11 protein-coding genes are annotated in these 16,957 nt (G+C 35.2%); 2 read left to right on the top strand and 9 right to left on the bottom strand.

The annotated features are described in order from the left end of the window. Position 1 precedes the first annotated feature (1 nt). Positions 2 to 1,792 (top strand): ribonucleoside-diphosphate reductase subunit alpha, encoded by a 1,791-nt coding sequence (locus tag JJL45_RS01285; RefSeq protein WP_068601247.1) that lies wholly within the window; start codon positions 2 to 4, stop codon positions 1,790 to 1,792. 169 nt (positions 1,793 to 1,961) lie between these two features. Here the strand turns inward: JJL45_RS01285 and JJL45_RS01280 are convergent, their stop codons facing one another. The 4 genes from JJL45_RS01280 to JJL45_RS01265 form a co-directional block, all read right to left on the bottom strand. Further along, entirely contained in the window at positions 1,962 to 2,792 is an 831-nt protein-coding gene (locus JJL45_RS01280; protein WP_067144954.1) for a flagellar motor protein MotB, read from the bottom strand. An 81-nt stretch (positions 2,793 to 2,873) separates the two neighbouring features. After that, positions 2,874 to 3,155 (bottom strand): pyrimidine/purine nucleoside phosphorylase, encoded by a 282-nt coding sequence (locus tag JJL45_RS01275; protein WP_068601249.1) that lies wholly within the window; start codon positions 3,153 to 3,155, stop codon positions 2,874 to 2,876. A 162-nt stretch (positions 3,156 to 3,317) separates the two neighbouring features. Further along, a complete protein-coding gene (locus JJL45_RS01270; protein ID WP_068601251.1) occupies positions 3,318 to 5,651 on the bottom strand; it encodes an inorganic phosphate transporter in 2,334 nt (777 codons plus the stop codon). Between the two features lie 71 nt (positions 5,652 to 5,722). After that, positions 5,723 to 6,919, bottom strand: coding sequence for a porin (locus JJL45_RS01265; protein ID WP_068601254.1), 1,197 nt, complete (start codon positions 6,917 to 6,919; stop codon positions 5,723 to 5,725). A gap of 375 nt (positions 6,920 to 7,294) precedes the next feature. Between JJL45_RS01265 and JJL45_RS01260 the strand changes: the two genes are divergently transcribed. Further along, the gene (locus tag JJL45_RS01260; protein ID WP_067144950.1) at positions 7,295 to 7,612 is read left to right on the top strand and encodes a toxin-antitoxin system YwqK family antitoxin; all 318 of its coding nucleotides are present in this window, start codon (positions 7,295 to 7,297) and stop codon (positions 7,610 to 7,612) included. A 202-nt stretch (positions 7,613 to 7,814) separates the two neighbouring features. On the opposite strand, the gene JJL45_RS01255 is transcribed toward JJL45_RS01260, so the two are convergent. The 5 genes from JJL45_RS01255 to JJL45_RS01235 all read right to left on the bottom strand — a co-directional run bounded on the left by JJL45_RS01255 (position 7,815) and on the right by JJL45_RS01235 (position 16,864). Further along, entirely contained in the window at positions 7,815 to 9,317 is a 1,503-nt protein-coding gene (locus JJL45_RS01255; protein WP_068601256.1) for an SGNH/GDSL hydrolase family protein, read from the bottom strand. Between the two features lie 10 nt (positions 9,318 to 9,327). After that, positions 9,328 to 12,132: a TonB-dependent receptor gene (locus JJL45_RS01250; RefSeq protein WP_068601258.1), complete on the bottom strand. Its 2,805-nt coding sequence runs from the start codon at positions 12,130 to 12,132 to the stop codon at positions 9,328 to 9,330. A 205-nt stretch (positions 12,133 to 12,337) separates the two neighbouring features. Beyond that, positions 12,338 to 14,191, bottom strand: coding sequence for a glutamine--fructose-6-phosphate transaminase (isomerizing) (glmS, locus tag JJL45_RS01245; RefSeq protein WP_068601260.1), 1,854 nt, complete (start codon positions 14,189 to 14,191; stop codon positions 12,338 to 12,340). Positions 14,192 to 14,321: 130 nt separating this feature from the next. Then, positions 14,322 to 16,034, bottom strand: coding sequence for a DUF4270 domain-containing protein (locus JJL45_RS01240; protein WP_068601262.1), 1,713 nt, complete (start codon positions 16,032 to 16,034; stop codon positions 14,322 to 14,324). Between the two features lie 20 nt (positions 16,035 to 16,054). Further along, the gene (locus JJL45_RS01235; protein ID WP_067144945.1) at positions 16,055 to 16,864 is read right to left on the bottom strand and encodes a glycogen/starch synthase; all 810 of its coding nucleotides are present in this window, start codon (positions 16,862 to 16,864) and stop codon (positions 16,055 to 16,057) included. Positions 16,865 to 16,957 lie beyond the last annotated feature (93 nt).

Here is a 16,957-nt window from a genome sequence, read left to right as displayed (position 1 = left end):
TATGAAAGTACAAACGAACCTCCAAGAATCTAAAACCGAAAAATCTACGAACTACGACGAATTAGTAAATGCTCGTAAAGAACAAATTAAAAAAGCAACGCAACAGGAAGACGCTCCTGAATTTAAATGGTTAACTGAAAACAGTCGAAAATTTTTAGAATCGGGTTACTTAACCGATGGGACTACCCCTGAAGAACGTATTCGTGAAATTGCGAATCGTGCAGAAGAGATTCTACAAATTGATGGTTATGCTGATAAGTTTTATAAATATATGGCGGAGGGTTTTTTCTCTTTAGCTTCGCCAGTATGGTCTAACTTCGGTAAAAAACGTGGTTTACCTATTAGTTGTTTTGGTTCGAATATCGCCGATGATATGGGGAATATCCTTTATACCCAATCGGAAGTAGGTATGATGTCAAAATTAGGAGGAGGAACCTCTGGTTATTTTGGTAATTTACGTCACCGTGGGGCACCGGTAAAAAATAATGGCGTTTCATCTGGTGCGGTACACATTATGCAACTTTTTGAAAAAATGGTGGATGTGGTTAGTCAAGGTTCTGTTCGTAGAGGGCGTTTCTCTCCGTATTTACCTGTAGAGCATCCAGATATTAAAGAGTTTTTAGAAATTGGCACCGAAGGAAACTCAATCCAAGAACTTACTCATGGTGTTTCTGTAACCGATAAATGGATGCAGGAAATGATTGATGGTGATGTTGATAAACGTTCTATTTGGGCAAAAGTGATTCAGCGTCGTGGTGAAATAGGTTACCCGTATATATTCTTTAAAGATCATGCTAACAATCAAGCTCCAGAAGTTTATAAAGAAAATGATCATAAAATAGTAGCTTCTAATTTATGTACTGAAATTATGTTACCTTCAAATGATCAGTGGTCATTCGTTTGTGTATTATCTTCAGTAAATGTATTGCACTACGATAAGTGGAAAGATACCGATGCTGTTGAAACAATGGTGTATTTCTTAGATGCTGTAATTACAGAATTTGTTCAGAAATTAGAGGAGTACAGAGATTCTTCAGACTTAGAGGATAGACAAACGTTCATGTTTATGGAACGTGCTTATAACTTCGCGAAATCTAACCGTGCTTTAGGTTTAGGTGTTTTAGGATGGCATTCTTTATTACAGTCTAAAATGTACTCATTTGATAGTGAAGAGGCATATAGTTTAAACAGTGAGATTTTTAAGTTAATTCAAGAGAAGTCTTATAAAGCTTCAGAAGAATTAGCTGAGTTATATGGCGAGCCGGAAGTTTTAAAGGGCTACGGAAGAAGAAACGCGACATTAAACGCGATCGCACCAACGACATCTTCAGCCTTTATTTTAGGACAAGTATCACAAGGTATCGAGCCAATCTGGTCTAATATCTATGTGAAAGATATCGCTAAGATTAAAACCACGATTAAAAATCCATTCTTAGAGCAATTGCTAGAAGAGAAAGGTAAAAATACACCTGAAGTTTGGCGTAGTATCCGCGATTACGATGGTTCGGTACAACATTTAGATTTCCTTACAGAACACGAGCGTGATGTGTTTAAAACTTATTCTGAAATCGATCAGTTGGTTATTGTATATCAAGCTGCTAATCGTCAAAACCATATCGACCAAGGACAGTCGGTTAATATTATTGTGCATCCAGATATGCCTGTAAAAGATATAAATAACATTTATGTTACGGCATGGAAATTAGGGCTTAAATCATTGTATTACCAGCATAGTATGAATGCTGCACAAAAGTTTAAACAGAAGAAAGAATGTGCAAGCTGTGAAGGTTAAACGTCTTAACTTTATAAGTTAATCTTTTAAATATTAAATCGTCTAAAACGCATGTTTTAGGCGATTTTTTTTGACTCAAAGTATAATACACCGAGTTATATAAAAACAAAACGAGCCGCCCAAAGGCAGCTCGTATTTGTTTTATACATTATTGTGGAAGTGCTATAAATTAACTTTCATCAGCCATTAAAGCAAAAAACTTGTCAATATTCGGAAGAATGATAATTCGTGTTCTTCTGTTTTTCGCACGGTTGTCAGAACTATCATTATCTACAATTGGTTGATAGCTACTTCTACCTGAAGCGATCAGTTTTTCTGGAGCTACATTATATTTGTCTTGTAGCTTTCTAACTACCGATGTGGCTCTTAATACACTTAAGTCCCAGTTATCTGCGATATGATCTGTATTGATGGTTCTTGAGTCTGTATGACCTTCAACCATAACATCTAAACTTTCTTCAGAGTTAATAACATCAGCTAATTTTTTTAAGATAGGATCTGCTTTAGAGCTTAATCTGTAACTAGCTGTGTTAAAAAGCATGTCGTCTGCAATAGAAATCATAACCACAGTGCCGTCAATACTCACACCAAAATCTTCTTCGTCATCTAATTCTGAAGAGTTAATTACTTTTTCAAGGTTATAAGCCACAGCTAAATTCATAGAATCTTTAAGTGTTTTCGCTTGACTTAATTTTTCAGCATCCACATGTGTTAATGTTTCACGCATTTTAATTTTAGCATCATTAGAAATGACAGTTCCGTTTTCTACAACATCAAGTTTTGTGTCATTTTCGGCTTGTAAAGATGAGATTTTAGAGTTGTAGGTTTCTACACGCTCCTCAATTCTGGCAAATTTCGCCTCTAAATCCTCTTTTTCAACTTTCGTTTTTTGTAATTCGCTTCTTATTTCCCCATTCTCATGTTCTAAAGCCAGATACTTTTTTTTAGATACACATGATAACGTTAGGCCTGCGAGTAGTAAAATCGAAATTTTCTTCATAATTATAGTTTTTGTTTAATGCATTTACGTACAAAAAAACTATATAGATTACGAAGAACTAAAATTTATGCGTTTAAACGATTATTTGTAGGTACACAAGTATGAAGTTTGTGAAGATACTTTAACCTGAAATTTTTCGTTTGCGTCAATTTCATAAGCTTCTCCCGCACTAAAAGTAGCCCAGTCTGTAGCGTTTGGTAATTTAACAACCATTTCGCCTTCGATAACTCGCATAGTTTCATGCTTAGAGGTAGCAAACTCATATTCACCTGGGTTCATAACCCCTAAAGTTGAGTTACCTTCTGAAGTCGTGTAACCTAAAGATTTTACATTGTCGTTAAAATACGCGTTGTTTGAAATCATAAAATTATTTGTTTTTTGTTTTTATTGCCAACAAAGGTATAAGTTTTAATGAGCTGAGCGAAAATATTGCGGGTTTTTTAGGAAACACGATTTATGACATCAAAAAAAACAGCCATAAAACAAGTGTTTTATGGCTGTTTAGTCGGTAATGAGGATTAAGACTTATTCTTCCTCATCTTTAATTTTAATCGTTTGAACCGTATTGGTTTCAGCTATTTTAGCTGGTTTAACCGAATCGTCATGTGCATGGTCGTATTCTTCTAAAAGACTCATTGTTGCCGATAACAAATCCTTAGTTTCTAATAATAAACTAAAATATAAGGTTGTGTTTTTCGGACTAGATTCTTCTGTTCTTGTGCGTTCTACTTGCTTATGAATTTTTTCAGTAAGCAATTTAAATAAAGGTTCTTTACTTGTTAATATATGCGAAATCTTACTGAAGGATTGAGTTTCAAAAGCCTCTTTAGTATCATTGAAAAGTTGTTCTAAAATAACATCAACCTCCTTCAACTCTTTAATCTGATTGAATTTTAATTTTTTATGATTGTTATTAACGTGCTTATGAACCGCTTTAGAAATATATTCTAATGACTGTGTCATATCTTGTAGATAACCTAAAATATTTATGTAAAAATCACTGGCACCAATACTTGAATCGTCTAAGTTTTTAATAAAGTAGAAAATATTATCTCGCAGGCCTTCTACTTCTTGTGATAATTTAACAATTTGTTTGTTGTTCTTTTTCAGCATGACTAAATCTTGCTTAGCCAATCCGTTTATAGAATTTGTATAAATTTTGTTACCACGTTTAACCACGTTGGCAATGTTATTAGCGCTTTCGTGAATAACACCTTGGATAGAGCTGCTTTCTGCTTTTATTAAGCTATCTTCAGCTCTTAGCTCTTTTGATTTTTTGTTGTGTACTATAGAGCTTCTTATTAATAGAGCCAAGGCTACTAGTAATAAAATTGGAAACATTAAACCAATATTCAAATTTAGTAAGTAAGCTACAAGAGCAGCAGCTGTAAAGGCACTAAAGGCCGTAAAAAACCAACCACCTATAACATTGATTACTCCCGCAACTCTATAAACTGCACTTTCTGCACCCCAAGCACGATCGGCTAAGGAACTACCCATGGCTACCATAAAAGTTACATATGTTGTAGAAAGCGGTAATTTATATGATGTTGCAATCGAAATAAGTACAGCAGCGACCATAAGGTTTACTGCAGCTCTAACTAAATCGAAAGCTGGTAATTCAATTTTTTTATCTTTTGAAACGTTAATTACAGGGGCCTCAAATTGCTTATCAATTTTTTCTTGCCATGATTTTGGAAGCATGTAGCCGAAAATCTGTGACATTAATACCGCAGTTCTTACAAAAATTCGAGATAAGAAGTTTGGTTGAAAGCGTTCTTTTGTTTCACTTTGGCTAGAAAGATCTAAAGAAGTTTTTACAACATTTTTAGCTTTTGTTGAAAACCAAAGCGTTAAAACCATAATCATACCTGCTAAAAAAAGAAGCCAGTTGTTTGTTGGAACCTTTTGAGCTAGAATGCCCATTGAAAATTCACTAGCTGGAACACCGGAGCTGGACCATGCGGTAAAGGCATTATAAGCAGCTACAGGAACACCTATAAAGTTTACAAGGTCGTTACCTGCAAACGCTAAAGCTAAAGCAAACGTTCCTGCTACAATAACTAATTTGTAAATATTTGATTTTAGAAATATAATTAAGGCATAAGATAGTAAAGACCAAAAAGCAAAGTTAGCTAGCACTATAGAAACTACTTGTGTTTCTAAAAAGTGACTCATAGTATCACCACCAAAAATATCGAATGACTGACTCGCATATGAAGTACCTTTCAGTCCCTTCATAAATATAAAATAGGTAATTGCCGTTAATGCAAATCCACCAAATAAAGCACCTACCCAATTAGCCTTCTTTTCGAAGTTATAGGATAATAGAAGTCTTGAAAACCATTGGACAAAGGCACCCACTGAAAACGCGACGACTACCGAGAGTAGGATGCCAAAAATAATTTGTGTGGCTTTAGAGGTGTTTATATAAGTGATAACATCAGAAAAACTTCCACCGTCATGGCCAATTTTTATAAGGGCAATGGCCACTGCAGCACCTAAAAGTTCAAATACAATAGACACCGTAGTCGATGTTGGCATACCTATAGAATTGAAAAAGTCTAATAGGAGTATGTCGGTTATCATGACGGCGAGAAATATTATCATGATTTCGTCAAACATGAATTCCCCTGGATTAAATATGCCTTTTCTTGCCACTTCCATCATTCCGCTGGAGAAAACGGCTCCAACTGCTACGCCTAAACTGGCAACAATCATGATGGTTTTAAACGAAATGGCTTTAGATCCAATCGCCGAATTTAAAAAGTTTACTGCGTCATTACTAACCCCAACAACCAAATCAGCAATGGCTAAAATGGCTAATGCGATAATCATGTACAAATAGATGTTATCCATAGTATTTAATTGAAATAAGTTTGCAAATATCATGAGTATAAATGTGTGTTGTGTTACCTAATTGTTATGTTTTAGAAGTGTACTTCCATTTGTAATCTTGCTAGGATTTCATTGGTTCCACCGAAGGTTTTTATGTAACTTAAATCACTTTGAATTTTTAATTTATGCCCAACAATATATTTTGAAACCCCTAAGGTATACATATCTTTAGAGTTTTGCATAGTAAAAGCGCTCATATTTAAGTCAGTATAGCGTCCTGCGACTTCCCAATTTGAGGGAAATAAATAACCAGATTGGAAATTTAGAGCGTTCCCTGCTTCTACGATGTCTCCTGTTAGACTACCATCAGTATTTTTAGCAAAAGGATCGTCGGCAGTACGATCGGCATATTCAAACATAAAAGAAAAGCCTCTAAATTTAAACATGGCGTCTACAAATACCGTGTTTATATTTGTTTTATAGAGAGCATTGTTATTGTCAATAAACATATAACTTCCTTGGTTACTTCTGGTTCTAACCGCATCATGGTTAAATTCATAACTTGCGGCAATCGCGAGTTTAGGTGTGGGCTCTCGTTCTAAATCAGCCCCTTTATAATCGCCTTTATTTTTAAAATTTCCGAAAGGTAATATTTCGACACCACCAACATATTGAAGGCCACCTAAATTTCCGGTGGTAACGTTTCGTCCTTCTCCTAACGAAATGGATAATATTTCACGAAACACGACATTTCCAAAAGGATTAAAAAAATGTTTTAGCTGAAAACCAATATCTCTATCAATATTAAACTTGCCATTTAATAATGAGCGGTCTACCAGTTGGAGATTTGCTGAAGAAATAATACGTTCTCTATTTCCTGGGAGCTTTCCTTGTCCGACGCGAAGGATCATATTTTTGTAGAAGTTCCAGTCTACATAGGCATCCATAATAAACCTAGGAGAACCATGAGTAAAATCATCGGAACCTCCAGACATGTCTCTGTTGGAGAAGCCGGCTTCAAATTTATATTTTAATTTAGGGGAATACACAAAACCATCTAGCTTTAGTCTAGAACGTCTCACTAAAAAATTTAGATCAGCTGGTTGGTTTTCTTTCCAACTTGAAAAGCCTAGGAGTTGGAAGCGTACTGCGAATTTCATCGTAAAAGTACTATCCTTTCCTGTAATATTGAAAATGCCTTTTCCGAATGTGCCTGTCTTAATTTCTTGTGCATTCAAAAATGTGCATACAAGAAACGCTACCCCTAGTAGGGGATGTTTAGTATTCATTAAAATTAGTTTTTGTCGGCGGCAAAGAACTAACTCTAATGTTAACCCAATGTTATGTAAATGTTAATATTAGAAACAGTAAAGACTGCCTTGGCCAGGGCAGTCTTCCTAGAAATCATAATAATGTAGTCGACAAAAACTAATAAATTATATGAAATACTATTTTGTCTTAAGACATGGCAAATATCCCTTTTATAGTTCATTTCAATGTAACTTAAATATTATGTAATTATTAATAAACTTATGTTAATGGGTTTTTGTAAATAATTTACAAACAACTGGTTATGGTTTCAATGTTAAATTAATGTTACGTAAAGATTGTCTAAATGTTAATAATATCGTATATTTGTATTATAACATTAAAACCCCATAATTATGAAGAAATCAATTTTAATATTTTTCGCTTTGTTAATGACAGTGGTTTCTTTTGCGCAACAAAAGAGGGAATTAAAACTTAATAAAGAAACCAATTTAATCGATGTTGTTTATTATCATGACAATGGTGTTGTAAGCCAAACAGGGTCTTACACAGTAGATGGTAAATTACAGGGAGTTTGGTTAAGTTTTGACACTGAAGGCAAAAAAATTGTTTCAGCTAATTATGATAATGGTAAAAAAGTCGGCAAATGGATTCACTGGGTAGACGGTGTAGCCAAAGAAGTAGATTATAGTAAAAATGTTGCTTCACTTTAAAAGTAGCAACTTTGAGATACTAAAAAAAGCACTCTTTTATAGAGTGTTTTTTTTTGTTGTTAGAGCTTATACATCATTAATCAGATTTATGATATAGTGGGTCTTCTAATAATATAAATTATAAAACTTCTTGTTTTAAAAAAAAGCTCTAATACGATACGTATTAGAGCTTTTTTTGGGGTTAATCTAAAAGGTCTTAAATTTAATTCAGATCTTCTTCATGCAGCGTTGGAGAATATGAAATTGGGAAATCTACAGCTTTCATTAAGTTTCCTGAAGCTTCAAAATTAGACCCATATGTAGTATCAATAGCTTTTAAAAAGGTATTTGCCATTAAGGCATACCCTCGTGCTGTTAAATGGATACCGTCTAAACTTACGAGCCCTCCAAAGACTAAATCTGTATTTAGAACAAAATCATCAAAGGCAATTCCATTGGTAGAAGCTTCATCCAAAACACTTTTTAAATCGGCTAAAGCTAAACCATTTGATTTTGCCATAGCTTCAATACTGGTGTTGTAGGCCATAGTAGCATCGTTAATTTCGGTTTGTTCTTCTGGTGTCAGTACAAATTTATCACCCATTGGGGTCGATACGCCTATACCTTTAGGAATCTCAGATGATGCTGTAAGTAAAATTAAGTCATCTGCTGTAGCTTGTCTTAAATTGATTAAAGCGGGGTTCAAGGCTGTTAGATCCCTTAAATCTTCATCAATAATAACCAAAGCATTATTTGGACCAGCAGAAAAGGAGATTGTCCGTTCAGCAATCTCAGCATCGGCCATTTCTTGAGTTAATGGGGTATTAGCTACTAAATACGCGTATGCTTGGGTAATTCCAGCGTTATAAGCGCCATAGCCGTTCATACTATTAAGTAAATCCGCTGTAGATTGATCCAATGGAACGGGGTTATGTGTTACGGTAGTGAAATTAGAAACACTTGTAATACTTGGTACATTTGCTATGGCTCCTTTTGCACCGTTTGCTGTGAGTTTGCTTATTAAAACTTCTAAAGATGCGCTAAAAGTTGCAGGATCTGTGATAGGGTTTGAGCCGTCGCCTCCAGATAGCGCATAACCTAAAACATCGTTTGCCCCAACTTCAGATAAAGTGAAAAATGTAGGTTGTTGTGCAACGGCATCATCAATAACCGTCGCAGTGGGGGCAGAAGCTATTCTAGCATAATATGGGTTAGCACCGGCATATCCTGGCGTAATTAAATGAAAACTTTTGGAACCTGGAATACCAAAATTATTAAAGTCACTACCAATATTAATTCCTGCTTCTGTAGTAATTGGTGGTACAGGTTTGCCTATTCCTTCTAAAAATTCATTTAAAGGTTGCGGACCAGGAATCTCGCTGTTAAATGTTAATCGGTATCCACGAACAGGCGTGCCGCTAACTAAAATACCTCCTGTGTCATCTTTAACTAGTGGTTGTAAAAAATCACCACCTCCAACTTTTTTGAATTGTGAGGCTAACATGTTTGGGAATGAATTTTCTTGTCCTGCAATAAATAACCCTAAGTCTGTATAACCAGCCGTAAGTGAAGCACCTACGGCTACATATTTTGAAAAATTGGCATTGCCAGAGGTTAATTCAGGGAGGGTTTCCTCGTTTACTGGAGGAACCACATCTTCTGGAGAATTGCAAGCCGAAATGCTCAAAACGGCTAAAATTATTCCTATATATTTAGATTTAATCATAATAGTAAGTTTATAAGTTGTTAATAGTCCATGAGATGTAATACATAGAGCCTATAAATCCAGTTCCGTAAGCCGTGTAGTATTCGTCTCCTAGTAAGTTAGTGGCTCCTAATTTAAACGTCGATTTAAAGCTAGGAATTGTATAGTTTACCTGGGCATCTACCACGTGGTATTGTGGAATTAGTCCGTTTCCGAAAGTTGATTCCCAATAATAATCATCACTAAAACGATAAGCGATATTAAAACCAAGATTTTTAAAAACATTAGTGTTTCCAAAAGTCGCTTTGAATTTATGTTCTGGCGTGTTGAAATTTGTAGTGAAGTCTGGATATTTCTCCTCGTCGAAATCTAATTTAGCAAAGGTGTAGTTGGCGCCTAAATCGAAATTACCAAATACTTTTGTAGATACACCAATAGAAGCACCATACGATTTTACGGCTGCTTTAGAATTCGTATAAGCGTTGTAGGTTACATCATCACCGCGATTAAGTGCGTCTATAGACAGTGAATTATCACCTGCTTGACCGTATAAAGGCGATATCACGTACTCTTGTGCGATAAAATTTTTGTAGCTATTGAAGTAGGCGTTAAAATCTATAATAAAGCCTTTATGTTTACCACGATATCCAATTTCAGCAGAGGTCACCTGTTCAGGCTTGATTATATCTGGATTAGAAACCACCAGGTCGTTAACATCACCTGAAGCTTGATAAGCTAACACCGAATTTTCAGAGTAGGAGTTATGGTATGCAGCAGCACCTGTTTGCGTGATGGTACTTGGTTGTCCTGCTATTTGTCCGCTTCCACTAACATTATAATCACCAGAATAGCGGTCTAAGTTTGTTGGGGCAGAACCTATTAATACGGCGCGATTAGCATCTAGACCAATAAATAAATCCTGAGTGGTAGGGTTTCTAAACCCCGTTTGAACAGAAGCTCGGAAGTTGTGGTTTTTGTTTAAAGTTAAACCAGCCGATATTCTTGGAGAGAAGAAACCGTCGAAAAACTCGGATTTATCATAACGAACAGATCCTGTTAGTTTCAGATCTAGACTTTCATTTAATTCTAGATCTTTTTGAATTTGTGTATACATGCCATATTCGTAATAATCAATAGGGCCGTCGTAATCGGTATATATGGTACCGAAAGAATTTAGACTATACTGTCTAAAAGAACCACCCACTTGAATTTCAGCAAATTTTATGATTTCGCTAAAATTATAATTCCCATCGGTATGATAATATTTTGAAGCATCTTGAAATTTTGATCCTGTTAATAAATCGGGGTCATTTATACTTCTATTAAAAGCTTCTATATATTCTGGTGTACCTGGTTCAAACCTTCCTGTTTCTGCCTGAGCACGTGCAGCAGCATGTGCTTGGGCATCGTTAGCACCACCTAAAGTAGATAAAACATAAGTTCCAGCATATTCTGCAAACCAGTTTAAATCTGGTTTCCATGCTCTATTAATATTGATACCTGTGAAAACCATATCGTATGAATCACCTGCTTTATCAGCAACCACATAACTTCTTAGGAAAAAATTTCTATTGCGTAATTCAATTTTATGTTGTTCTTGAAAAAAGTTGTCAATGTAGTAACGGTTTAATCCTTGGTAAATGGTTGAACCTGTTCCCACTTTTCCGACGTATGAAACCTCAAAGTCATTTTCAAACGGACGGTAGTATAAGCCCCAGTCAGCCTTTATGCTCTTAGCCTCATTACTGGTAAGATATTTTTCATTATAACCTGTTCTACTTACCTGTACAGAAGGAGCTAAAGTGCTTGCACCAGCTGGTAAATAAGGTTGCCCAGTTGCAGGATTGATTGCCGATTCTAATAAAATAGCAACTTGTTTTAGGTTTTGAGATACTTCATCACCATAAATGTTAATACCGTTATAGTTTAGATCGGTTTCTCTAGTGCCTCCTTCCATGTTCCTGTCTACTTCACTAGTGGCTGCCCAATCTGTACCTTCTAAGTATCCAAAATTAACTTTAGCTGCAAATTTTTCGCTAAACTTATGAGCGGCTCGTATGCTTAAATCTGTATAAGGATTTGTACCAGCAGCTTCTTGAGAAGTAACTCCTCTTTTAAGTGAAGCACTTAATCCTTGATATTCGAATGGGTTTTTACTGCGCATAAATAGAATACCGTTAAAGGCGTTTGCTCCGTATAAAGCCGAAGATGCTCCTGGGAGAAGTTCGACACTTAGTACATCGGTTTCTGTCATACCAACTAAGTTACCAATAGGGAAGTTAAGGGCTGGTGTAGAGTTATCCATACCATCTACAAGTTGCATAAATCTGTTGTTTGAAAAAGTAGCGAAACCCCTTGTGTTGACAGATTTAAAAGTTAGTGAGTTAGTGTTGACGTCCACACCCTTTAAGTTTTCTAATCCGTCATAGAAATCTGCTGAAGCAGTACTTTTAATCTCTTTTAGGCCGATGCGTTCGACTGTCACAGGAGATTCGAAAATACGTTCAGGAGTTCTTGAAGCTGATATGACAACTTCATCTAAAGCGGTTCCTTCTGTCAATACGAAATTAATAGTTTCATTATTTGTATTAACTGTTTTAGTAACTGTTTCAAATCCAACGCTGCTGGCTTGAATGGAGAAGGGTGGGTCTTGAGAGTAGTTTAAAATAAATTTACCATCAAAATCGGTAACGGTACCAACAGCGGCACCAACCACAATGATGTTAGCGCCGGGAATTGGTAAATTACCATCATCAACTACCGTTCCTGAAATGATTGTTTGTCCGTAGGTCAAGCCACAAATAAACAGCAAAATTAGTGGGAGAATTTTTTTCATTTAGTTTGTTTAGTTTAGGTTAAAAATAATAATCAGTAAAAGAACGAAATAATGTTCATTGTTAAAAATATAAAAATCTATGTATGCATAATAAAATATCGTAAAAAAAAGATGGTTTTTTTGTGAAATAAACACTTTTAAACAGAAAAATGCCATGATTTATTGAAATCATGGCATTTTTAAATAATGTTATTTACGTTATTGTTTATTCAACAGTAACTGATTTTGCTAAATTTCGTGGTTGATCAACATTTTTATCTAGCATTACAGCAATGTGGTACGATAGGAGTTGTAAAGGAATCGTAGTAAGTAATGGAGAAAGTGATTCTAAAGTTTCAGGAACTTCAATCACATGATCAGCTAAGCCTCTAACTTGGGTATCACCTTCCGTTACGATACCAATAATTTTTCCTTTTCGGGATTTAATTTCTTGAATGTTACTTACCACTTTCTCGTAATGTCCTTTTTTAGTAGCAATTACAGCGATAGGCATATTTTCATCAATTAATGCAATAGGACCGTGCTTCATTTCGGCAGCAGGATACCCTTCAGCATGTATATATGAAATTTCTTTTAGTTTTAAAGCGCCTTCAAGAGCTACTGGGAAATTATAGCCTCGACCTAAGTACAAAAAGTTTTTGGCGTCTTTGTAAATTTTAGAAATGGCTTTAATGTTATCGTCCGATTCTAAGGCTTTTTCAACCTTTTTCGGTATTAATTCTAATTCAAGTAAATGTGTTCTAAAATCGGAACTACTAATTGTACCTTTAGCACGTGCAAGTCTTAAAGCGATTAGAGTTAAAACGGTAATTTGAGTTGTAAAAGCTTTTGTAGAAGCTACACCAATTTCTGGGCCAGCATGCGTATAGGCTCCTGCATCTGATTCTCGAGCTATAGACGAGCCTACGACATTACATACACCAAAAACGAATGCTCCTTTTGACCTAGCTAGTTTTATGGCTGCTAAGGTGTCGGCCGTTTCTCCCGATTGTGAAATGGCGATAACCACATCGTCTTCATTAATTACAGGATTACGGTATCTAAATTCAGAAGCGTATTCTACTTCGACAGGTATACGTGCTAAATCTTCAAATATATATTCTGCAACTAAACCAGCATGCCATGAGGTTCCACAGGCCACAATAATAATGCGATTGGCATTAAGAAACTTTTTCATGTTATCTTCAACACCTGCCATTTTAATTATGGCTTCGTTTCTTAATAAACGTCCTCTATAGGTATCGGTAATGGCTTTAGGTTGTTCATGAATTTCTTTAAGCATGAAATGGTCAAAACCACCTTTTTCAATTTGTTCTAAGTTAATCTGTAATTCTTGAACGAAGGTTTCTACTACAGAATCATCCTTGATTTTTCTAATTTTAATGCCTTTATGGAATCTGATAATGGCCATTTCTTCATCTTCAAGATACACGGCATTTTTAGTGTATTCTAAAAACGGAGACGCATCACTTGCGATAAAAAATTCATCATCATTATCTCCAATTCCAATAGCTAAAGGACTGCCTAGTCGCGCAACAACAATTTCTTCAGGTTTATTTTTATCGAAAACTGCAATGGCATAGGCACCAATAACTTGGTTTAATGCCACTTGAACGGCTTTACCTAGTTTTAAGTTGTCTTGTTTTTGAATTTCTTCAATTAAGTTTACAAGTACTTCAGTATCAGTATCAGATTTAAATGTGTATCCTCTCGAGATCAATTCAAGTTTTAACGATTCGTAATTTTCAATGATTCCGTTATGGATAATCACTAGATTACCTGAGTTTGAAACGTGAGGGTGTGAATTGACGTCATTTGGAACGCCATGGGTAGCCCATCTTGTGTGTCCAATTCCAACGTTACCACTGGTTGTGATCTCTTTTTCAACTTGTGCCTCTAAATCGGCAACTTTACCTTTAGTTTTTGAAACTTTTAAATCTTTACCGTCAAATAATGCAATTCCAGCACTATCATATCCTCGGTACTCTAATCGTTTCAAACCTTCTATTATAATTGGGTAGGCTTTTCTAGGTCCAATATATCCAACAATTCCGCACATATATTATATTTTGATATTGAAGTTAATAATTCCTGACAAATATGTAAAATAAAGCGTAATGAATCACATTTATTATGTGAAGCTTTCATTTTATACGATGAAAGTCACAAAAATGGTTGATTCATGGTTTTTATTCTTTGGCTTCGGAAGAAAATATTCTCAATCGAAGTCTAGATTCTACAGGAATCGCAGGTGTACTACCTTGAATAATGGTTCCACGTGGCGAAATGATGGAAGCTCTTGGTACCTCTGTTACTTCGTCACCACTGTCTAAAATTATCCCGGTATCGGTATAATTTACATTTGTAGAAAGTACTAGCCCTAGTTTAGTAGGGGTATCTTCTGCAATGGAATCTGTAAATAAAATATTATTAAGGTGTTGGGTTAAACGAATTTTGAAAACGCCATCATCGCTACGTTGCCCTAAACTTATAATTTTGGAGTTTAATGGGTCTGCAGCATTTGTTGTAGCATCACCAATGGAGTAATCTAAAGTAGGGTTATTGGTTTTTAAGTTGTAAGCATAAATACGGTCGTATGTATGATAATCTTCATAACCTCCTGAAGGCAGGTTATCTGCTTCGGTAACTATAAGTTGGGCTTCGTTGATCAATTTTTTTACTTCAAACCTATTGGTTATAGGGTCTTTAATATAATTGCCGTTCTCATCCAATCTTCTATAAGTTTGCTTAAAACAATCAATAGCATCCATATCTAAAACACCATCACCATCGCAATCCACCTGTCCGCTAAATAGCTCGACTACAGCCATGGATCCTTCGGTGCCTTTTAAGTACAGTTGGTCATCGCCTGAGGTTTTATCACCATTGGTTAGTGTGATGTTATAATTGTTAATAAAAGTATTAAGAATATTACCTGAGAAATTCAAAATATAAGTATTCTGAGTTCTGCTTTCAGCTTCACCAGAGGTGTAATACAAGGTGATATTCGCATTAGTAGCGGCTAAGTTTAGGAGTAACATACTTCCATCTGCGTTGATGGCTTCCGTTTTAAAATAAAGTCCGCGAAAATAATTTTTAAAATTATTGTTACTGCTTAGTACAGGGTCACCTGCTTTATCAATAATGGTTGTTTTCCAATAAGTGGTATCCAATTTTACGCGAAATGCCGGGGATTCTCTAGTAACGACCTCTTCATCGTCTTCACCTACCGTTGTTATAGTGGCTTTGCTCTCAGGAATAAAAGAAGGATCGGAATATATGGGTGTGATCGGGTCTGCAATATGATCGTCGAAGTTAATAACAGAAGTACCATTTAGTACTGAATTAACTGAGCTGCTTCCGTTCGAATAATAGTTTTGTGCTGTGTTTTCTGTACTAGTTGGATCAAAATCTCTTAGAAAATAATTATTTCGATAGATTGTTAACTTAATAGAGGAATCGCTTTTTCCGTACAAAGAATCTAATTTATATTCTGGATTATTGTCGTCATCATAACTATCAATAGTACTGTAATAAGGGATTTTTAAAACCACACTATCTAAAACAGGGTTTTCACCAAAATCTGGAGAAAGTGTAGCAGGTACCAATTGCGATACAATGCTTGCTGTTGTTAAACCATATGCAGGATCGTTAAATACACCAAGTAAATTTCCTCCCGAACCAGCATTACCCGTATTCCCTAGGTTGTTAATTTGTAATGAATCTAGTTTTTTGTTATAAGCAATTATAGGCCAAAGCGTGTCTTTAGTGTTAAAATTTGCGTTCTCATCGCTAAGAACATCACTTTCTATAACGTTAAAATCTTTATCGCAGCTAATAAAAGCGCTAACCAAAAGAAGAAAAACAATAGGGTATCGAAGGAATTTAATTGTCTTTTTCATAAAATGTAATGACTTTGATCTTAGCCTAAAACGGTTTCGTTGAAGAATGTTGTATAAGCTTCACCAAATTCATCTTTCGATTTATATTCTAAAATAGGTTTATCGGATGCTTTTAAGTAGGTTTCTAAATCTTCTGGAATGGTTTCAGAACCAATAATTAAAGCGTCTGAATAATCAATAGCAACCTTCATTAAGTTTGTATATGTTGGTTCCTCCAGTGGTTTAACCGAATCGTTATCGATATTGTCAAACTTGATTTTATTAATCATTTCTTCATTTAACGTCCCGTTGAAACTTTGATTGTATACCGAGGTTACAATTTTACTTTCGTTAAATAACGGTTCATCTTTATAATATTCCTTGAAATAAAGCGGTAATAAAGAAGCTAACCAACCATGAACATGAATAATGTCGGGCGCCCAATTTAATTTCTTCACCGTTTCAATAACGCCTTTTGCGAAAAAAATGGCACGTTCGTCGTTGTCTGGAAATAATTTTCCTGCTTCATCAGTTAACGTTGCTTTTCTTTTGAAATATTCGTCGTTATCTATAAAATAAACTTGAATGCGTTCTTTTGGTATTGAAGCTACTTTAATAATTAACGGCATGTCTAAGTCGTTAATAACTAAATTAATACCAGATAGTCGTATAACTTCGTGTAATTGGTGTCTTCGCTCATTTATATTGCCATACCTAGGCATGAATATTCTAATTTGTCCGCCTTGCTGGTTCACTAATCTAGGCGCTTCAAATGACATTGAAGAAATTTCGGTTTCAGGTAAATAGGGCACTACTTCAGATGATACATATAATATCCTCTTATCTTTCATATGATGGTTTTTGTTGACTTTAAAAAGCCTTTACTAACGTAAAATTTACGGATTTCATCTTATATCGAGAAACCTTGTAAAGGTGATTCTTTT

The sequence above is a fragment of the Tamlana sp. s12 genome (assembly GCF_016767215.1).
Classification (GTDB): Bacteria; Bacteroidota; Bacteroidia; order Flavobacteriales; family Flavobacteriaceae; genus Pseudotamlana; species Pseudotamlana agarivorans.
Note: the sequence above shows the minus strand (reverse complement) of the source record. Positions and strands in the feature narration are given on the sequence as shown.

What these genes read in the sequence shown, in the direction of transcription:
- JJL45_RS01275 (WP_068601249.1), bottom strand. Translation starts at nt 3,155, where the DNA reads ATGATTTCAAACAACGCGTATTTTAACGACAATGTAAAATCTTTAGGT.
- JJL45_RS01235 (WP_067144945.1), bottom strand. Translation starts at nt 16,864, where the DNA reads ATGAAAGATAAGAGGATATTATATGTATCATCTGAAGTAGTGCCCTAT.
- JJL45_RS01265 (WP_068601254.1), bottom strand. Translation starts at nt 6,919, where the DNA reads ATGAATACTAAACATCCCCTACTAGGGGTAGCGTTTCTTGTATGCACA.
- JJL45_RS01250 (WP_068601258.1), bottom strand. Translation starts at nt 12,132, where the DNA reads ATGAAAAAAATTCTCCCACTAATTTTGCTGTTTATTTGTGGCTTGACC.
- JJL45_RS01285 (WP_068601247.1), top strand. Translation starts at nt 2, where the DNA reads ATGAAAGTACAAACGAACCTCCAAGAATCTAAAACCGAAAAATCTACG.
- JJL45_RS01260 (WP_067144950.1), top strand. Translation starts at nt 7,295, where the DNA reads ATGAAGAAATCAATTTTAATATTTTTCGCTTTGTTAATGACAGTGGTT.
- JJL45_RS01240 (WP_068601262.1), bottom strand. Translation starts at nt 16,034, where the DNA reads ATGAAAAAGACAATTAAATTCCTTCGATACCCTATTGTTTTTCTTCTT.
- JJL45_RS01280 (WP_067144954.1), bottom strand. Translation starts at nt 2,792, where the DNA reads ATGAAGAAAATTTCGATTTTACTACTCGCAGGCCTAACGTTATCATGT.
- JJL45_RS01255 (WP_068601256.1), bottom strand. Translation starts at nt 9,317, where the DNA reads ATGATTAAATCTAAATATATAGGAATAATTTTAGCCGTTTTGAGCATT.
- JJL45_RS01270 (WP_068601251.1), bottom strand. Translation starts at nt 5,651, where the DNA reads ATGGATAACATCTATTTGTACATGATTATCGCATTAGCCATTTTAGCC.
- glmS (WP_068601260.1), bottom strand. Translation starts at nt 14,191, where the DNA reads ATGTGCGGAATTGTTGGATATATTGGACCTAGAAAAGCCTACCCAATT.